The sequence below is a fragment of the Arthrobacter sp. NPDC058127 genome, from assembly GCF_042884555.1.
Classification (GTDB): Bacteria; Actinomycetota; Actinomycetes; order Actinomycetales; family Micrococcaceae; genus Arthrobacter.
The window spans coordinates 1-17,484 of record NZ_JBHVTT010000020.1 but is presented as its reverse complement, the minus strand read 5'-3'; the positions used below and the strand labels follow the sequence as shown (position 1 = coordinate 17,484).

At 64.5% G+C, this 17,484-nt stretch carries 18 protein-coding genes; 15 read left to right on the top strand and 3 right to left on the bottom strand.

The genetic code is table 11. The annotated features are described in order from the left end of the window. Positions 1 to 125 precede the first annotated feature (125 nt). The 6 genes from rimP to ACFVTG_RS20430 all read left to right on the top strand — a co-directional run bounded on the left by rimP (position 126) and on the right by ACFVTG_RS20430 (position 6,685). On the top strand, positions 126 to 749 hold the full coding sequence (rimP, locus tag ACFVTG_RS20455; protein ID WP_059387824.1) for a ribosome maturation factor RimP: 624 nt from the start codon (positions 126 to 128) through the stop codon (positions 747 to 749). Further along, positions 749 to 1,729 (top strand): transcription termination factor NusA, encoded by a 981-nt coding sequence (gene nusA, locus ACFVTG_RS20450; RefSeq protein WP_284752683.1) that lies wholly within the window; start codon positions 749 to 751, stop codon positions 1,727 to 1,729. The genes rimP and nusA overlap by 1 nt, the downstream gene beginning before the upstream one ends. 224 nt (positions 1,730 to 1,953) lie before the next feature. Then, the gene (locus ACFVTG_RS20445; RefSeq protein ID WP_284752684.1) at positions 1,954 to 2,295 is read left to right on the top strand and encodes a YlxR family protein; all 342 of its coding nucleotides are present in this window, start codon (positions 1,954 to 1,956) and stop codon (positions 2,293 to 2,295) included. 152 nt (positions 2,296 to 2,447) lie between these two features. Next, positions 2,448 to 5,294, top strand: coding sequence for a translation initiation factor IF-2 (gene infB, locus ACFVTG_RS20440; RefSeq protein ID WP_390282691.1), 2,847 nt, complete (start codon positions 2,448 to 2,450; stop codon positions 5,292 to 5,294). A gap of 279 nt (positions 5,295 to 5,573) precedes the next feature. Continuing rightward, entirely contained in the window at positions 5,574 to 6,083 is a 510-nt protein-coding gene (gene rbfA / locus ACFVTG_RS20435; protein ID WP_390282690.1) for a 30S ribosome-binding factor RbfA, read from the top strand. A gap of 116 nt (positions 6,084 to 6,199) precedes the next feature. Continuing rightward, entirely contained in the window at positions 6,200 to 6,685 is a 486-nt protein-coding gene (locus ACFVTG_RS20430) for a nucleoside deaminase (protein ID WP_390282689.1), read from the top strand. Between the two features lie 3 nt (positions 6,686 to 6,688). Here ACFVTG_RS20430 and ACFVTG_RS20425 read toward each other — a convergent pair whose 3' ends face one another. Continuing rightward, entirely contained in the window at positions 6,689 to 7,843 is a 1,155-nt protein-coding gene (locus tag ACFVTG_RS20425; protein WP_284752688.1) for a pyridoxal phosphate-dependent aminotransferase, read from the bottom strand. Between the two features lie 86 nt (positions 7,844 to 7,929). On the opposite strand from ACFVTG_RS20425, the gene truB reads away from it, so the two are divergent. The 9 genes from truB to ACFVTG_RS20380 all read left to right on the top strand — a co-directional run bounded on the left by truB (position 7,930) and on the right by ACFVTG_RS20380 (position 16,715). Continuing rightward, entirely contained in the window at positions 7,930 to 8,850 is a 921-nt protein-coding gene (truB, locus tag ACFVTG_RS20420; RefSeq protein ID WP_390282688.1) for a tRNA pseudouridine(55) synthase TruB, read from the top strand. Positions 8,851 to 8,852: 2 nt separating this feature from the next. Beyond that, positions 8,853 to 9,206: a hypothetical protein gene (locus ACFVTG_RS20415; protein WP_390282687.1), complete on the top strand. Its 354-nt coding sequence runs from the start codon at positions 8,853 to 8,855 to the stop codon at positions 9,204 to 9,206. A gap of 2 nt (positions 9,207 to 9,208) precedes the next feature. Continuing rightward, positions 9,209 to 9,658, top strand: coding sequence for a hypothetical protein (locus tag ACFVTG_RS20410; RefSeq protein WP_390282686.1), 450 nt, complete (start codon positions 9,209 to 9,211; stop codon positions 9,656 to 9,658). Between the two features lie 116 nt (positions 9,659 to 9,774). Continuing rightward, positions 9,775 to 10,758, top strand: a complete 984-nt coding sequence (locus ACFVTG_RS20405; protein ID WP_390282685.1) for a bifunctional riboflavin kinase/FAD synthetase — start codon at positions 9,775 to 9,777, stop codon at positions 10,756 to 10,758. Positions 10,759 to 10,767: 9 nt separating this feature from the next. After that, on the top strand, positions 10,768 to 11,622 hold the full coding sequence (gene kynA, locus ACFVTG_RS20400; RefSeq protein ID WP_390282684.1) for a tryptophan 2,3-dioxygenase: 855 nt from the start codon (positions 10,768 to 10,770) through the stop codon (positions 11,620 to 11,622). A gap of 188 nt (positions 11,623 to 11,810) precedes the next feature. Then, entirely contained in the window at positions 11,811 to 12,080 is a 270-nt protein-coding gene (gene rpsO, locus ACFVTG_RS20395) for a 30S ribosomal protein S15 (protein WP_028266602.1), read from the top strand. 254 nt (positions 12,081 to 12,334) lie between these two features. Further along, a complete protein-coding gene (locus tag ACFVTG_RS20390; protein ID WP_284752694.1) occupies positions 12,335 to 14,599 on the top strand; it encodes a polyribonucleotide nucleotidyltransferase in 2,265 nt (754 codons plus the stop codon). Between the two features lie 154 nt (positions 14,600 to 14,753). Then, positions 14,754 to 16,097 carry a pitrilysin family protein gene (locus ACFVTG_RS20385; RefSeq protein WP_284752695.1) on the top strand — a complete coding sequence of 448 codons (1,344 nt, stop codon included), beginning with the start codon at positions 14,754 to 14,756 and terminating at the stop codon, positions 16,095 to 16,097. A 156-nt stretch (positions 16,098 to 16,253) separates the two neighbouring features. Beyond that, entirely contained in the window at positions 16,254 to 16,715 is a 462-nt protein-coding gene (locus ACFVTG_RS20380) for a DUF1579 family protein (protein ID WP_284752696.1), read from the top strand. 25 nt (positions 16,716 to 16,740) lie between these two features. On the opposite strand, the gene ACFVTG_RS20375 is transcribed toward ACFVTG_RS20380, so the two are convergent. Both ACFVTG_RS20375 and ACFVTG_RS20370 read right to left on the bottom strand, forming a co-directional pair. Next, positions 16,741 to 17,034 (bottom strand): hypothetical protein, encoded by a 294-nt coding sequence (locus ACFVTG_RS20375; RefSeq protein WP_390282683.1) that lies wholly within the window; start codon positions 17,032 to 17,034, stop codon positions 16,741 to 16,743. An 80-nt stretch (positions 17,035 to 17,114) separates the two neighbouring features. Next, positions 17,115 to 17,381 carry a MoaD/ThiS family protein gene (locus ACFVTG_RS20370; RefSeq protein ID WP_284752698.1) on the bottom strand — a complete coding sequence of 89 codons (267 nt, stop codon included), beginning with the start codon at positions 17,379 to 17,381 and terminating at the stop codon, positions 17,115 to 17,117. Between the last annotated feature and the right edge of the window lie 103 nt (positions 17,382 to 17,484).

Here is a 17,484-nt window from a genome sequence, read left to right as displayed (position 1 = left end):
CAACAGACTATGGTGTCACGCCCACAGGCCACTTGCCTCCCCGCAGAGGAGCCCCGTGCACCACGCCGCCGCAAATGTCGTTAAGCTAGTAGTCACAACATCATCTATCGGGAGGCGGCTGGCCAGTGAGTCATTCGGAAGCCACGACTTCAACAGACCAGGCTGGAACGGATCCGACGAGTCCAGCACAACACGAGGTCCGGAACCCCGAGGAGAGCAGGCTGAAGGCGCTTCTGGAGCCTGCCGTCCTGGCGAGCCGGCTCTATCTTGAGGATGTTGCCATCCACGTTGCCGGTTCACACCGGGTAGTCCACGTGGTCATCGACCTGCCCCAGGAGGAAACCGGCGGCGTCAGCCTGGACGTCATCGCGGAAATCTCCAGGGCGCTCTCGGACATCCTGGACAACGATCCCAGGACCGACGGCCGCCCTTACGACCTCGAGGTCTCCTCGCCCGGCGTCGGCCGGCCCCTCACGGAGCCCCGCCACTGGCACCGGGCCCGCGGACGCATGGTCAAGGTCAACGTGATCCAGGGAGAGAACCTGACGGGACGTATCCAGTCCGTCGACGACGACGGCGTCACGCTGGTTCCCGAGCAAGAGGTCAAGAAGGGCATGAAGCCCAAGCAGGGCGAACCCGTGAAAATTCCTTTCGACAGGATCCGCCAAGGAAAAGTCGAGATAGAGTTCAGCCACCTCAACGAGGCCGTGCTGGAAGACGAGTACAACGGACCTTCCGAGGAGGCCTAATGGATATTGACATGAGTGCGCTGAGACTCCTGGAGCGTGAGCGTGAAATCCCGCTGGACCTCCTGATTCCCACCATCGAGCAGGCGCTCCTGGTGGCATACCACAAGACGCCGGGCGCTTTCGAAAAGGCCCGTGCCGAGCTGGACCGCAAGAGCGGCCACGTGACCATTTGGGCCACGGAAATCGATGACGACGGCGAAGCCGTCGGCGAGTTCGAGGACACCCCTGCGGGATTCGGCCGCATTGCGGCAAGCACCGCGCGGCAGATCATCCTGCAGCGGCTGCGCGACGTCGAGGACGACAACGTCCTCGGCGAATTCAAGGGCCGTGAAGGCGAACTCGTCGCCGGCCTGATCCAGCAGGGCAACAACCCGCACATGATCCAGGTGAACCTCGGTTCCGTCGAAGCACTGTTGCCGCCGCCCGAGCAGGTGCCGGGTGAGAAGTACACCCACGGCAACCGCCTGCGTGCGTTTGTGGTGGACGTCCACCGCGGCGCCAAGGGACCCTCCATCACGCTGTCGCGTTCACACCCGGGCCTCGTCCGGAAGCTTTTCGAACTGGAGGTCCCGGAGATCGCGGACCGCTCCGTCGAGATCGTGGCACTGGCACGCGAGGCCGGCCACCGGACCAAGATGGCCGTCAAAGCCAACACCCCCGGCATCAACGCCAAGGGTGCTTGCATCGGCGAAATGGGCTCCCGGGTCCGTGCCGTCATGACCGAACTCAACGACGAAAAGATCGACATTGTCGACTTCAGCGACGATCCGGCGACCTTCATCGCCAACTCCCTTTCGCCGTCGCGCGTGAATTCCGTCACTATCACCGACGAGGCCACGCGCTCCGCCCGGGTGGTTGTTCCCGACTATCAGCTGTCCCTCGCCATCGGCAAGGAAGGCCAGAACGCCCGGCTCGCAGCAAAGCTGACCGGCTGGCGGATCGACATCGTCTCCGACGCCGCTCCGGCTAAGGGCAACTAAACACGCCAAACGGTGCCCAGCCCCGGATCCCCGCACCTTGTGGATTCGGTGGCCGGGCCCTCGGGGGCTTAGAATAGATGGAACCGGGCCTATGCCCGGTATCCGTGCGCTTTGGCGTGCTCGCGGCTTGTGGGGGCAACAATCCCAACAAGCCAAGGGCGTGCGCCGAGCAAAGCAGAACCGCAGAAGACAGGTAAATACACTGAGGCAGGTTGATACACCCAGTGACTGAACTGCCTCACACCAGGCACCAGCCTGTGCGCACCTGCATCGGATGCCGGAAACAAGGCAAGCGGAGCGAGTTGATCCGGCTTGTCGCCGAAGGCGGCGGGTCTCCCGTCGTCCTGGTGGATGAACGACGCCGGATGGCTGGCCGGGGTGCGTGGCTGCATCCCAGCACCACATGCCTGACGCTGGCAAGCAAACGGCGTGCTTTCGCAAGGGCCCTCGCGGGCGCAAGCGAAGTCACCGCCGTGGAAAGCTACCTGGCGGCAGTCATACCCCCTGCGGACACCCCCGTGAAAGCAGGAAAACCGTCCAAACCTGAAAGCGGGTCAGAAAACTGATGGAAACCCGATGAGTTCCCAGCGATGAGTGCGCAACGATGACAACTTTGTTGCGCTCTGCACAGGGCCTATCCGCCGCGTTCGCGGCAGGGGCCCGCAGTAAGAATTAGACGGTTCGTGCCTGGCTCGGTGCGGACCGAGACAGGAGAAATGTGGCCAAGGTCCGCGTACATGAGCTCGCCAAAGAGCTCGGTATTACTTCCAAAGATGCAGTGACAAAACTGCAGGAATTGGGCGAATTCGTTCGCTCCGCCTCTTCAACAATTGAGGCACCGGTCGTGAAGAAGCTTCGCGACGCCTACCCGGGCGCCGGCGCTGCAAAGGCGGCTGCCCCGGCAGCACCTCGCATTGCAGCCCCCGCGGCACCCGCTGCCCCTGCTGCGCCCGCAGCGTCCCGCCCGGCTCCGGGCCCCGCTGCGCCCAAGGCTCCGGTTCCCGCCCCCAAGGCTGAGACCCCCGCCCCGGCAGCGCCTGTGGCCCCCGCAGCTACGGCAAGTCCTATTTCCGCCAAGCCGGGTGCCCGTCCGGCACCCAAGGCCGAAGCCCCTGCCCCGGCACGTCCGGGCAGCCAGGCTCCGCGGCCCGGTGGCCCCCGTCCGGGCAACAACCCGTTCGCGACCTCGCAGGGCATGCCCCGCGGCCGTGGCGACGGCGAGCGTCCTCCCCGTCCGGGCAACAACCCCTTCGCAACCTCGCAGGGCATGCCCCGTTCCGGTGGCCGCACTGACGGCGAGCGTCCCGGCGGTCCGCGTCCCGCGGCCGGCGCAGGCGGTCCCCGCCCCGCAGCCGGTTCCGGTGGTCCGCGTCCGGGTGCTCCGCGCCCCGGTGCTCCCCGTCCGGGCGCTCCGCGTCCCGCAGGTGGACCCGCAGGAAACCGTCCCAGCCCGGGCATGATGCCCAACCGCACCGAGCGTCCCGCTCCCGGTGGCGCTGGTCGTCCGGGTGGCGCAGGCCGTCCCGGTGGCGGCCCCGGCCGTCCGGGTGGCGCTCCTGGCGCAGGCACCGGTGGCGGAGCTCCCGCCGGCGGTGGCTTCGGCAAGGGCGGCCGCGGACGCGGCGGTACCCAGGGTGCCTTCGGTAAGGGTGGCGCAGGACGCGGCAAGCAGCGCAAGTCGAAGCGTGCAAAGCGTCAGGAACTGGAGCAGATGAGTGCTCCGTCGCTGGGTGGCGTATCCGTACCCCGCGGCGACGGCAACACCGTGGTCCGGCTGCGTCGTGGCTCGTCCATCACGGACTTCGCCGACAAGATCGAGGCGAACCCCGCCGCACTGGTGACCGTGCTGTTCCACCTCGGTGAAATGGCAACGGCTACGCAGTCGCTGGACGAAGACACCTTCGGCCTGCTCGGCGCCGAACTCGGCTACAAGGTACAGGTGGTCTCTCCGGAAGACGAAGAGCGCGAGCTCCTCGACTCCTTCGACATCGATCTCGATGCCGAACTGGAAGCCGAAGGCGACGACGTCCTCGAACCGCGTCCCCCGGTTGTCACCGTCATGGGTCACGTTGACCACGGTAAGACCCGACTGCTCGATGCCATCCGGAAGACCAACGTGGTTGCCGGTGAACACGGCGGCATCACGCAGCACATCGGTGCCTACCAGATCAGCCACGTCCACGAAGGCACTCCGCGCGACATCACCTTCATTGACACCCCTGGTCACGAGGCGTTCACCGCCATGCGTGCACGTGGTGCCAAGGTCACCGACATCGCCATCCTGGTTGTCGCAGCCGACGACGGCGTCATGCCGCAGACGGTTGAAGCACTCAACCACGCACAAGCGGCCAACGTGCCGATCGTCGTCGCGGTCAACAAGATCGACAAGGAAGGTGCGAACCCGGACAAGGTCAAGGGCCAGCTCACCGAGTACGGTCTGGTTCCCGAAGAATACGGTGGTGACACCATGTTCGTTGAGGTTTCTGCCCGCCAGAACATCAACATCGACGAACTGATCGACGCCGTGCTTCTGACCGCAGACGCCGCTTTGGACCTGCGCGCCAACCCGGACAAGGACGCTCGAGGCATTGCCATCGAAGCGAACCTGGACAAGGGCCGCGGTTCCGTGGCCACCGTCCTGGTCCAGTCCGGTACCCTGGCCGTCGGTGACACGATCGTGGCCGGTACGGCCCACGGCCGCGTCCGTGCCATGTTCGACGAAGACGGCAACGCCCTCGACATCGCGCTTCCGTCCCGTCCTGTCCAGGTCCTGGGCCTGTCCAACGTACCGCGTGCAGGTGACACCTTCCTGGTGACCTCCGACGAGCGTACGGCCCGCCAGATCGCTGAAAAGCGCGAGGCAGCCGACCGCAACGCGGCCCTGGCCAAGCGCCGCAAGCGCATCAGCCTCGAAGACTTCGACAAGGCTGTGGCCGAAGGCAAGATCGACACCCTCAACCTCATCCTCAAGGGTGACGTTTCCGGTGCGGTCGAAGCCCTCGAAGACGCCCTGCTCAAGATCGATGTCGGCGACGAAGACGTTCAACTGCGCGTCATCCACCGCGGTGTGGGTGCCATCACGCAGAACGACGTCAACCTCGCCACGGTGGACAATGCCATCATCATCGGCTTCAACGTCAAGCCCGCCGAGCGCGTGGCTGAACTGGCCGATCGTGAAGGCGTGGACATGCGCTTCTACTCCGTCATCTACTCGGCAATCGATGACATCGAGCTGGCCCTCAAGGGCATGCTCAAGCCGGAGTACGAGGAAGTCCAGCTCGGTACAGCCGAGGTCCGCGAAGTCTTCCGTTCTTCCAAGTTCGGAAACATCGCCGGTTCCATCGTGCGCTCGGGCATCATCCGCCGTAACACGAAGGCACGCGTCAGCCGCGATGGCAAGGTCATCGGCGACAACCTCACCGTTGAGACGCTCAAGCGCTTCAAGGACGACGCCACCGAGGTCCGCACGGACTTCGAGTGTGGTATCGGTCTTGGCTCGTACAACGACATCAACGAAGGTGACATCATCGAGACCTTCGAGATGCGCGAAAAGCCGCGCGTCTAAGCACGAAAAATAGAGGGCGGGGCCGTTGGATTCTTCCGGCGGCCCCGGCCCTTTCCGCCGATATGGGGGCCCCGCCCCTTCGCTGGGTGGCTGACGTCTTGCGACGTCAGCCACCCAGCTCCGGCAGGCCCGATGCCACTCCCGGGCCCCCATATCGGCTCCAACGGCCTCCGAGGAACGCGGCGGCCGGTCGTAGACTCGCACTAGGCGCGTCTCGCACACCGAACTTAAGTACGCAAGTTGCTAACGCGCCGTCGTACGCAAATTTTAGGAGTAGAAATGGCTGATCCGGCACGCGCTGCCAAGTTGGCGCAGCGGATTAAGGTTGTTGTTGCTGAGGCACTTGGCCGGCGGATCAAGGATCCTCGGGTTGAGGGCATCACTATTACCGATGCCCGCGTCACGAACGATCTTCAGCACGCCACCGTGTACTACACCGTCTTCGGTGACGAGGTTGCCCAGGCCGATGCCGCCCGGGCGTTGGAGAAGGCCAAGGGTGTTTTGCGCCAGGAAGTGGGCCGCAACATTACCGTGCGGCTGACTCCTACCTTGGAATTCGTTGCCGACCTCATTCCGGTCAACGCCTCGAACCTTGAGGAGCTCTTGCGCACCGCCAAGCAGCGCGACGCCGAGGTGGCCGCGCTGGCCGCCGGCGCCAAACACGCTGGCGACGCAGACCCGTACAAGAGCGATGCCGCGCAGGATGCGGACATCGACGAAGACGATTTTGACGAAGAAGACATCGACCTCCGTGCCGATGAAGACATCGACGAAGACGGCGGCAAGTAGTCCGGCGCTTCCCGGACAGGGCCGGATCCGCAGTTCTCAAGACTGCCGGGTCTGGTCCTGCTTGTTTAACCGTGGAAAGCGGGGCCAAATTGACGGCCCGTCGCTAAGATCGGAGCATGGCGGCCCACGATGCAGCTCAGAGTCCCGAAGACTACCTTGAACACGCCGTGCGGCTCGCGGTTCAAAACGTGGCCGACGGCGGCGGCCCTTTTGGCGCCGTCGTGGTCACCCCGGACGGACGGCTTCATGACGGCGTCAACCGGGTCACCCGCGACAACGACCCCACAGCGCACGCCGAAGTGGTGGCCATCCGGCGGGCCGCGTCGGAGCTCGGAAGGTTCGACCTCAGCGGCTCCGTGCTCTACTCAAGCTGCGAACCGTGCCCCTTGTGCCTCTCCGCCGCCCTATGGGGCCGGGTAAGCCGGGTCTACTTTGCCGCGGACCGGTACGGTGCCGCAGCCGCAGGCTTCGACGATGCCGTGTTCTACGAATATTTCGACGGCAACAGGCCGGAACTGCTGCCCGTCCAGCACACGGAGGTCGCCGCATCCGAGGCTCCTTTCGATGCCTGGCGCGGGCACAAGAACCGGACCAAATACTGAGGTTCACGGCCGTGCCGGAAGCCGCCCGACGCCGTCGAGCAGCTGCTGGTGATCACCGCACAACGCAATCCTGATCCACCCTTCGCCGATGGAACCGAACGCGGTGCCAGGCGCTACGGCCACTCCAGAGTCCGCCAAGAAGGTGCGCACCCAAGCACGCACATTCCCGCCGCTCACATGCGAGACGTCCGCCCAGAGATAGAAAGCCCCCTGCGCGCCCAGGAAGGGAATGCCCTTCCCGGCAAGCACTGCCGAGGCGGCGTCGCGGTTGGAACGGTAATGCTCCCGTGCCGTGTCCACGTAGTCCTGCGGGCCGGTCAGCGCCGCGACCGCAGCGTACTGGGAAGGCGAAGCCACGCAGGAAACGATCGCTTCCATGACGTTGTTCATCTTCCATTCCAGGCCCGGCGGGCAAATGAGCGCACCGATCCGCAGTCCCGTCAGGCCGTACGTTTTGGACAGGGTCAGGGACGTGAAGACCCGCGCTTCCCCGGGAACTGTGCTGTCGAAACGGGCAGGACTCGTGTGCGGAACGTCGAAGGTGAAGGCTTCGTAGCATTCATCCGAAATGATCCACAGATCGTGCTTGACGGCCAATTCCACCAGCTGGCGCGTCGTTTCCTCGCAAATCACGGCGCCCAGGGGATTGGACGGCGAATTCAGGACCAGCACCTTGGTGCGGGGCGTGATCAGTGCCTCGATGTCCTCGATGCGGGGTTGGAACTCGTTCTCGGGGTAGAGCGGATACCGCACCGGGACGGCGTGGAGCAAATGGCTTGTCATGGCAAAAGTGGGATAACCCGGATTGGGAATCAGGATCTCGTCGCCGGGGGAGAGGAGCAGGCTCATGGCAAAATGCAGCCCCTGCTGGGCTCCGTCCACGACGTACACGCGCTCCGCCCCGACATCCACCTTGTTGTGGGCACGGAAGCGGGCGGCAAAGGCCTCACGCAGGGCCGGGATACCGGCATTGGGGGTGTAGTTGGTCTCGTCCCTGTCCAGGCATGCGATCCCCGCGTCCAGGATGTGCCGGGGCAGCGCGAAGCCGGGCTCGCCGATGCTGAGGACAATCGCCCCGGGGGTGCTCCACGCGGCCTCGGTGATCTCGCGGATCTGGTTCACGGGCACTTCGCGGACATGTGCGGCAAGCTCAGGCATGGGAGCCATCTTAGCCGCGGTCCCGGAGCGTTCAGGGAAGCCGCAGGCCGCAGGACGCATGCCCCGGCGCGGATATACTGGGAGGCGTGCTTTCTGGACTGGTAATCGTTGACAAGCCGCAAGGATGGACCAGCCACGATGTGGTTGGACGGATGCGGCGACTGGCCGGTACCCGGAAAGTGGGCCATGCGGGGACCCTGGACCCCATGGCCACCGGGGTGCTTGTGCTTGGCATCAACAAGGCGACGCGCCTGTTGACGTACATCGTGGGCACGTCCAAGACGTACTCCGCCACCATCCGGCTCGGCGAATCGACCATCACGGACGATGCCGAAGGCGACATCACCGCAAGCCGCAGCGCCGCCGGAGTCACTGAGGACGCCATCCGCGACGGCGTCGCGCAGCTCAGCGGCGAGATCCAGCAGGTTCCCAGCAGCGTCAGCGCCATCAAAGTCAACGGCGAACGGTCCTACGCGCGCGTCCGTTCGGGGCAAGAGGTCAAGCTTGCCGCCCGGCCCGTGACCATCCACCGTTTCGAGATCCACGCCATCCGGAGTGTCGACGGCGGCAGGGTAGTAGACATCGATGTGACCGTCGAGTGCTCCTCGGGCACGTACATCCGCGCGCTGGCGCGCGACCTGGGCGAGGCCCTTGACGTTGGCGGCCATCTCACGGCGCTGCGCCGCACCCACGTGGGGCCATACTCCTTGGAGCAAGCCCGCACCCTCGAACAGCTTGCCGAGGAACTGGAAGTCCTCGACATGTCCGCCGCCGCCCGCGCGCTCATGCCCAACCGGGAGCTGAGCGACGCCGAAACCACCGAAATTTCTTTTGGCCGCAGGATCGCCGCGGGACCCGCTGCCGGCACGGCCGACGCCGCCACCGCCGAGAACCCGGCTGCCGCGTTCTCTCCCTCAGGGGAACTCGTGGCGCTGTTGGCCGACGCGGGGAGTTTCGCCAAGCCTGTCCTTGTGTTCGCCCCTGACAACGAAAAGCAGGAACACTAGCCATGGACGGATACTTTTACGCTGTCCTGATAGTGGGCCTGCTGTCCACCATCATTTGCGTCGTGGCGGGCATCATGAAGAAGGCCCCCAACGACGTCACCATACTGTCCGTTGCCGCCGTCGAACTCGTCCTGCTGGTCTATCTGGTGGGATCGATCATCCGCGTGGCGATGGGTGAAAAAATCGCTGGGGAGCCCTGGGAATTCTGGGGCTACATCATCACGGCTCTCATACTCCCCATCGTCGCGGTGTACTGGTCCATCCTGGAACGGACCCGTTGGAGCAATTTCGTCATGGGCGCCGTGGGCGTCACCGCATTGGTCATGGCGGCCCGCATGAACCAGATCTGGTACTGACATTGGAAGAAGCACACGAAGTGACTGTTGAAACCACCGGGAAGAAGAACCCGGACACCCGCAATACCGGGCCCGGGAGGCTGTTGATTGCGGTCTACGCGGTTTTCGCGATCTCGGCCACCGCCCGTGCCGGCTACCAGATCCTGACCAAGTTCTCGGATGCTCCCTTGGCCCACATCCTCTCGGCCTTCGCCGCCGTCGTGTACATCGTGGCCACGGTCTCCCTCGCGAAGCCGGGCCGCACGTGGTTCAAGGTATCGCTCGCGGCCGTGCTCGTAGAGATGGTCGGAGTGGTGGTGGTTGGTGCCATCAGCCTTTTCGATCCTGTGGCTTTCCCGCACGACACCGTATGGTCCCTGTTCGGACGTGGATACGGCTTTGTGCCGCTGATCCTGCCGGTCCTGGGCCTGCTGTGGCTCTACCGTCGGCGGCCCGCGCGGCTCCCGCAGTAGAAATCGGGGCTCCGCCACCGGGCAAGGGCGCCCCCTGAGAGCGGGTAACCTTAGAGAATTCCGGCGCCGGAGCAGGCACCGGGCATAGTGAATACCAGCAGTAAAAGGCGAGGTTGATGGTCCACATCTGGAACGATCCCACCGAGGTCCCCGAGGATTTCGGTCCCAGCGTCGTTACCATCGGCAACTTTGACGGCGTCCATCGGGGCCACCAGCAAGTGCTGACGCAACTCTTGCGCACCGCAGGGCAGCACGGCGCGCGGTCCGTTGTCGTGACTTTCGATCCCCACCCGGCCCTGGTCCATCGGCCCGACTCCGCACCGGAGCTCCTCATGGGTCTGCAGGACAAGCTCGATGCCCTGGCGGACACGGGCGTGGACGCTGTCCTCGTCATGAAATACAACCTCACGCTCGCGGCAATGACTCCTGAAGAATTCGTCGTCAAGGTCCTGCTGGACGGGCTTCACGCGGCGCACGTTGTTGTGGGCCACGATCTCCGTTTCGGTGTGGGAAATTCCGGCGACGTCGGCACCATGCAGGAATTGGGCAAGGAACTGGGGTTCGGCGTCCACGTGGTCAATGAGTTCGGCGCGGAAGGCTTTCCAGTACACGACGACGGCGGCACGGACCGCCGCTGTTCCTCCACTTGGGTGCGCGAGGCCCTTGCTGAGGGCGACGTCGAGACCGCCGCCGCCGTCCTCGGCCGCCCGCACAGGATGCGCGGCGAAGTGGTCCATGGCGCCGCGCGCGGACGCGCCCTGGGCTTTCCCACGGCAAACCTGGACCACGGCGCCACGGGCTACGTCCCCGCGGACGGAATCTACGCCGGCTGGCTCGTGGACGAGTCCGGAACCCGCTGGCCCGCCGCGATTTCGGTAGGTTCCAACCCCACATTCGACGGCGTGAGCCGCCAGGTGGAAGCGCACGTGATCGACCGCCCGGAGGAAGCGGTGGAGGACTTCAACCTCTACGGCCAGACCGTCGTGGTGGAATTCACGGCCAGGCTGCGAGGCATGGTGGCCTATCGTGGACCCGAGGCCCTGGTGGAGCAGATGCGGCTGGACGTCGTCCAGGCCCACGATCTCCTGCTGAAGAAGTAGTCCCGCACCGTGAGCGTTGAGAAGAACACCCGGCCGCTCGACGAAGGCATCGTCAAGGATTTCAGCTCACGCATGAGCTACGGATCCTACCTGCAGTTGCCCTTGCTGCTCAGCGCCCAGCAACCCGTCAGCCAGCCCGAACACCATGACGAGCTCTTGTTCATCATCCAGCACCAGACCACCGAACTGTGGCTGAAGCTGGTCCTGCACGAGCTTCGCAGTGCCGCCGAGTGGCTGCGCCAAGACGACCTGGGCTCAGCACTCAAGGCCATCGCGCGGGTCAAGCACATCCAGAAGACCCTTACCGAGCAATGGTCTGTGCTCGCCACCCTCACTCCTACCGAGTACTCCCAGTTCCGCGGCTTCCTAGGCAACGCCTCGGGGTTCCAGTCGAGCCAGTACCGCGCCGTGGAGTTCATCCTCGGCAACAAGAACGCCAAGATGTTGCCGGTGTTCGAATCGGATCCGGAGTCCAGGACCATGCTGGAGGAGCTCCTGCATGCCCCGAGCATCTACGACGAATTCCTGGCCTACCTGGACCGGCACGGCTACGAGGTTCCGCGGTCCGTCCTGGACCGGGACGTCACCCAAGCCCACGAGTTCGCCCCGGAGCTCTTGCCCCTGTTCAAGCACATCTACGAACACGCGGCAGACAACTGGGCGGCCTACGAAGCCTGCGAGGAACTGGTGGACCTGGAAGACAACTTCCAATTGTGGCGGTTCCGGCACCTCCGCACGGTGCAGCGGACCATCGGCATGAAGAAGGGAACCGGAGGTTCGAGCGGTGTTTCCTTCCTGAAGAAGGCCCTTGACTTGACGTTCTTCCCCGAGCTTTTCGCCGTCCGGACCGAGATCGGGCAGTGAGCGGCGCCCGCCTTTGATGAGGGTCACACGGCAGCTTTCGACAACATTGCCGGGCTGCCGGTAAACTGAGGGATGGATCCGGCTGCAGTCCGTGGCGGCTGGACCTGTTTTGTGTGCGGTCATCGGCACATTACAACCCGGCAGCGAGGCGCTGAATCGGGACGCACGGCACAACTCTAGGAGTTCACGTGGCACTTGAAGCCGCTGTTAAGCAGTCCATCATCGAGGCATACGCAACGTCCAAGGGCGACACTGGTTCGCCGGAGGTCCAGATTGCAGTCCTGACTCAGCGGATCAAGGATCTGACTGAGCACATGAAGGAGCACAAGCACGACTTCCACACCCAGCGCGGTCTGCTGGCCATGGTTGGTCGTCGCAAGCGCATGCTGGGCTACCTCAAGAAGACTGACATTGCCCGCTACCGTGCGCTCATCGAGCGCCTCGGCCTGCGCCGCTAGTTTGACTTCGGGCGGCCCGATCCTCCGTGGAACGGGCCGCCTTTTCTCCATAACTAAATCCAACACTTAACAGGAGTTCAACCGCATCGCGCATTCGCGGTCCTCGGTAGTGATCCCCGGGAGCAGCCTTCTGCGATGAAGGCACAGCCCGTGGGTCTCGATCGATGACCGGGTGTCGTACAGGCCAGGAACAGACGCTGGCCTGGGTCGATGCGGGAGGACTTCCGCTAAACAAGAAACGGAGGTGACTCTCAATGGAGGGTCCCGAAATCCAGTTCTCAGAAGCCATCATCGACAACGGCCGCTTCGGCAAGCGTGTTATCCGCTTCGAAACCGGCCGCCTCGCCAAGCAGGCAGCCGGCGCCGCGATGGTCTACATCGACGAAGACACCGCGCTGCTGTCCGCAACCACCGCAGGCAAGTCCCCGCGTGAAGGCTTCGACTTCTTCCCGCTGACCGTCGACGTCGAAGAGCGCATGTACGCCGCCGGCCGCATCCCGGGCTCGTTCTTCCGCCGCGAAGGCCGCCCGTCCACCGAAGCCATCCTGGCTTGCCGCCTCATGGACCGCCCCCTGCGTCCCGCGTTCGTCAAGGGCCTGCGCAACGAGGTCCAGATCGTCGTCACAGTCCTGGCGATCAACCCGGACGAGCTCTACGACGTCGTGGCCATCAACGCCTCGTCCATGTCCACCCAGCTCTCCGGACTCCCGTTCTCCGGCCCGATCGGTGGCGTCCGCGTCGCCCTCATCGCCGACGAACAGGGCACCGAATGGGTTGCTTTCCCGAAGCACTCCCAGCTCGAGAACGCCGTCTTCAACATGGTTGTTGCCGGCCGTGTTGTGTCGGGTCCCGACGGGGACGACGTCGCCATCATGATGGTTGAAGCCGAAGCCACGGACAACTCCTGGAACCTCATCAAGGAACAGGGCGCCACCGCTCCCACGGAAGAGGTCGTTTCCGAAGGCCTCGAGGCCGCCAAGCCGTTCATCAAGGCCCTGTGCGAGGCCCAGGCTGACCTGGCCGCCCGCGCTGCCAAGCCGACGGTTGAATTCCCGGTCTTCCTGGACTACCAGGACGACGTTTACGCCGCTGTTGAAGCTGCCGCTGCCGAGAAGCTTGCTGCTGTCTTCCAGATCGCCGACAAGCAGGACCGCGACAACGCTTCCGACGAACTCAAGGACGAAGTCCTTGGCGCCCTCGCCGGCGAGTTCGAGGGCCGCGAGAAGGAACTGTCCGCAGCCTTCCGCTCCTTGACCAAGCAGGTTGTCCGCCAGCGCATCCTCAAGGACCAGATCCGCATCGACGGCCGTGGCCTGACGGACATCCGCCAGCTGACCGCCGAGGTAGAGGTCCTGCCCCGCGTTCACGGTTCCGCCATCTTCGAGCGCGGCGAAACCCAGATCATGGGTGTCACCACGCTGAACATGCTCAAGATGGAACAGCAGATCGACTCGCTGTCTCCCGTCACGCGCAAGCGCTACATGCACAACTACAACTTCCCGCCGTACTCCACCGGTGAAACCGGCCGCGTCGGCTCCCCGAAGCGCCGCGAAATCGGCCACGGTGCACTCGCCGAGCGTGCCCTGGTTCCGGTTCTGCCGTCCCGCGAGGAATTCCCGTACGCCATCCGCCAGGTGTCCGAGGCCCTCGGCTCCAACGGTTCGACGTCGATGGGTTCCGTCTGTGCCTCCACGCTGTCCCTGCTCAACGCAGGCGTGCCGCTGAAGGCCGCTGTTGCCGGTATCGCCATGGGCCTGGTTTCCGACCAGGTTGACGGCCAGACCCGCTACGCTGCCCTGACCGACATCCTCGGCGCCGAAGACGCTTTCGGCGACATGGACTTCAAGGTTGCCGGTACTTCCGAGTTCGTCACGGCCATCCAGCTGGACACCAAGCTCGACGGCATCCCCGCATCGGTCCTGGCCGCAGCCCTGAAGCAGGCCCGCGAAGCCCGCCTGCACATCCTGGACGTCATCAACGCCGCCATCGACACCCCGGACGAGCTCTCCGAGTTCGCACCGCGCGTGATCGCCGTCAACATCCCCGTTGACAAGATCGGTGAGGTTATTGGCCCCAAGGGCAAGATGATCAACCAGATCCAGGAAGACACCGGCGCCGACATCTCCATCGAGGACGACGGCACGGTCTACATCGGCGCTACCAACGGCCCGTCTGCGGAAGCAGCCCGCGCCGCGATCAACGCCATCGCCAACCCGCAGGTCCCGGAAATCGGTGAGCGTTACCTGGGCACGGTCGTCAAGACCACCACCTTCGGTGCGTTCGTTTCCCTGACTCCGGGCAAGGACGGCCTGCTGCACATCTCCGAGCTGCGCAAGCTGGCCAGCGGCAAGCGCGTGGACAACGTCGACGACGTCGTCTCCGTGGGCCAGAAGATCCAGGTCGAGATCACCAAGATCGACGACCGCGGCAAGCTCTCCCTCTCCCCGGTTGTGGCCGAGGAAGAAGGCGCCGCCTCCGAGGAAGCTCCCGCCGAAGGGGCTGAAGTTTCCGCCGAGTAGCCTGAACCGGCAAACACGCGGCAGGACCGGTGGACATGTCCACCGGTCCTGCCCGGTTTTAACAACGGATTCCCGTCCCATGGGCGATGCGCCCGCTGGTACGATTGCAGCCAGATTTGGCACCCGTGATTTCCCGCAGAACTGAAAGGTCTTGATGACTGTCGTACCCCTCCCATTGGCGCAGACCGTGCCCGGCGGCGAATTGATCCATGGTGCCGAAGGCGGCTCCGTTGTCCGGCGTTCAGTGCTTCCGGGAGGCGTCCGGGTGCTCACTGAGGCCATGCCCGGGCAGCGTTCGGCAACCATCGGATTCTGGGTGGGGGTCGGCTCCCGGGACGAGGCGGACGGCCAGCACGGCTCCACCCACTTCCTTGAGCATCTCTTGTTCAAAGGCACCAAGAAGCGCACCGCCCTGGAGATCGCTTCCGCTTTCGACGAGGTCGGCGGCGAATCCAATGCGGCCACCGCGAAGGAAAGCACGTGCTACTTCGCCCGCGTGCTGGACACGGACCTCCCTATGGCTATCGACGTCATTGCCGACATGATCACCGGTGCAGTTCTGGATCCTGCCGAACTTGAACAGGAACGCGACGTGATCCTTGAGGAAATCGCCATGGACAGCGATGACCCCACCGACGTCGCGCATGAAAACTTTGTGGCTGCCGTTCTCGGTGTGCATCCGCTGGGGCGCCCGATCGGGGGCACCCCTGCCGCCATCAAGGCCGTGTCCCGGGATTCCGTGTGGGCACACTACCAGCGCTATTACCGGCCGGACGAAATCGTCATCACCGCCGCCGGTGGCCTGGACCACGACGTCGTGTGCCGCCTCGTGCTCGATGCCTTGCGGACGGCCGGGTGGGAGCTGAAGGACGCCGCTGCCCCTGTTGAGCGCCGCCCCACCGAGCGGGCGGACATCACGGGTACCGCAGGGCTGCATGTGATCAAGCGCCCCGTGGAGCAGGCCAACATCATCATGGGTTGCCCCTCGATCGTGGCCACCGACGATCGTCGCTTCGTGATGAGCGTGCTGAACGCGGTCCTTGGCGGTGGCATGTCTTCACGCCTCTTCCAGGAGATCCGCGAAAAGCGGGGCCTCGTCTATTCCACCTACTCCTTTGCCTCCGCTTATGCGGACGCGGGCTACTTCGGCATGTACGCCGGCTGCACACCGTCGAAGGTCAAGCAGGTCCTGGAACTCCTGGGCGCCGAACTGGACAAGCTCGCTGCTGACGGAATCACCGACGAGGAATTGCGCAAGGCTGTGGGCCAATTGTGCGGCGGAATCGTCCTGGCGCTGGAAGACACCGGTTCCCGGATGTCCCGCCTTGGCCGCGCCGAACTCGTCTCGGGCGAATTCCAGGACATCGACGAGACGCTGGACCGCATCAAGGCCGTCACCGCCGAGCAGGTCCAGGAACTCGCCCGGGTGCTCGCCGAAGCCCCCCGCACCGTGACCGTCGTCGGGCCCTTCGAGGAAACCGAGACGTTCGGCCTCTGAGGGACATGCCCCTCGTTCGAGCTTAGGAGTGGACATAGTCCTGATATGTCCACTCCTGGCCTGGAACAGGGGGCATGTCCGGTGGGGAAGGCTGGACGCGCCTGCTCGATGGGGAACATGATGGTGACGTATCCATCGTCCCGCGCAGGAGTCGCCATGAACGAGCCATTGAAGAGTCATGCACACACTGCGCTGGAAGCCTTCCTGGGTCATTGGCGGGGGAGTACCGAGCTTGCGGCGTCGCCGTGGGGACCCGCCCGGACCGCCGACGCCGAGGTGACTTTTTCTCGCGCGGCGGGAGGTTACGCCTTGGTGCAAAGCTACCGGCACATTGAGCCCGACGGCACCCATTTCGAGGGGCACGGTGTCTTTACCGTTGACCCGGACCACGGGGACACCTTGTGGTACTACGTGGACAGCATGGGCCGGCCGCCGGAAGCTCCGGCCCGCGGGCATTGGGAGGACGGCACACTCAGGCTTGAGAGGCGTAGCCCTCGCGGGACCGCTCGGCACACTTTCAAGGTGGACGGCGGCGTGCTGACCCACATGGCGGAACTGAGGCTTGGGGACGCCGCGACGTTCAGCCCGTTCATGATCTCTGTCTGCAGGCGCGTCTAGGGCTCACGTCAAGCAGGCACGGCATTCAGAGGATCCTGGCCTCCATCGACTCAACGATCCGGGCATCGGGCATACCATCGAGCGAGGCCGGCCTTCCAGGTCCACTCCACACCCTTGTCCGCAAGGTGTCCAGCATTGATTCGGCTTGCTCCCGCCCGGCGAAATCAAGCTCGATCAGGACCCGCTGCGAATCGTCCAAGGACCTGGAGACCCTGTAGGAAATAACGCCGGACCCGGCGCGATCTGCCGGATCCGAGTCGAAGGACCGCTTCCATGCGCCGAAGTCGTTCACAGCGTGTTCGATCAGGAGGGTGTACATGGCTCTTCCTTTGCTATTGCGCGGATAGGCACAGCGTAGGCTCGTTGGACCCGGGGAGCCACCCTTCGGCTGTGGCCGGCTCAGCCGCCGGCAAACGGCGGGAGGACGTCGACGACGTCGTCCGCACCGAGAGCGGCCGAATGGTCGCGGACTGCCACCTCGTTGCGCAGGAAGCTGCTGCGCGAAATGATCCGGGCCAGGGGCGGCGTGCCGGCCGGTGGTTCCGGACGTTCGACGGCGAGCACGGCCGCGATCAGTCCGTCCAGGCTGGTTCCTTCCGGAAGATCGTGGTGTTCTTCTTCGACGCCTGCCGCGGCGCGCGCGGCAGCGAAGTATCTTACGAGCAAAGTCTCAGCCTCCGATGGCGCTCATGCTGCGGTCCGGTTGGATGAAGTCGGGTGCGCCGAGGCCGGTGTGGTCCATGCCGTGGGCTTTGGGTTTGATCCACAT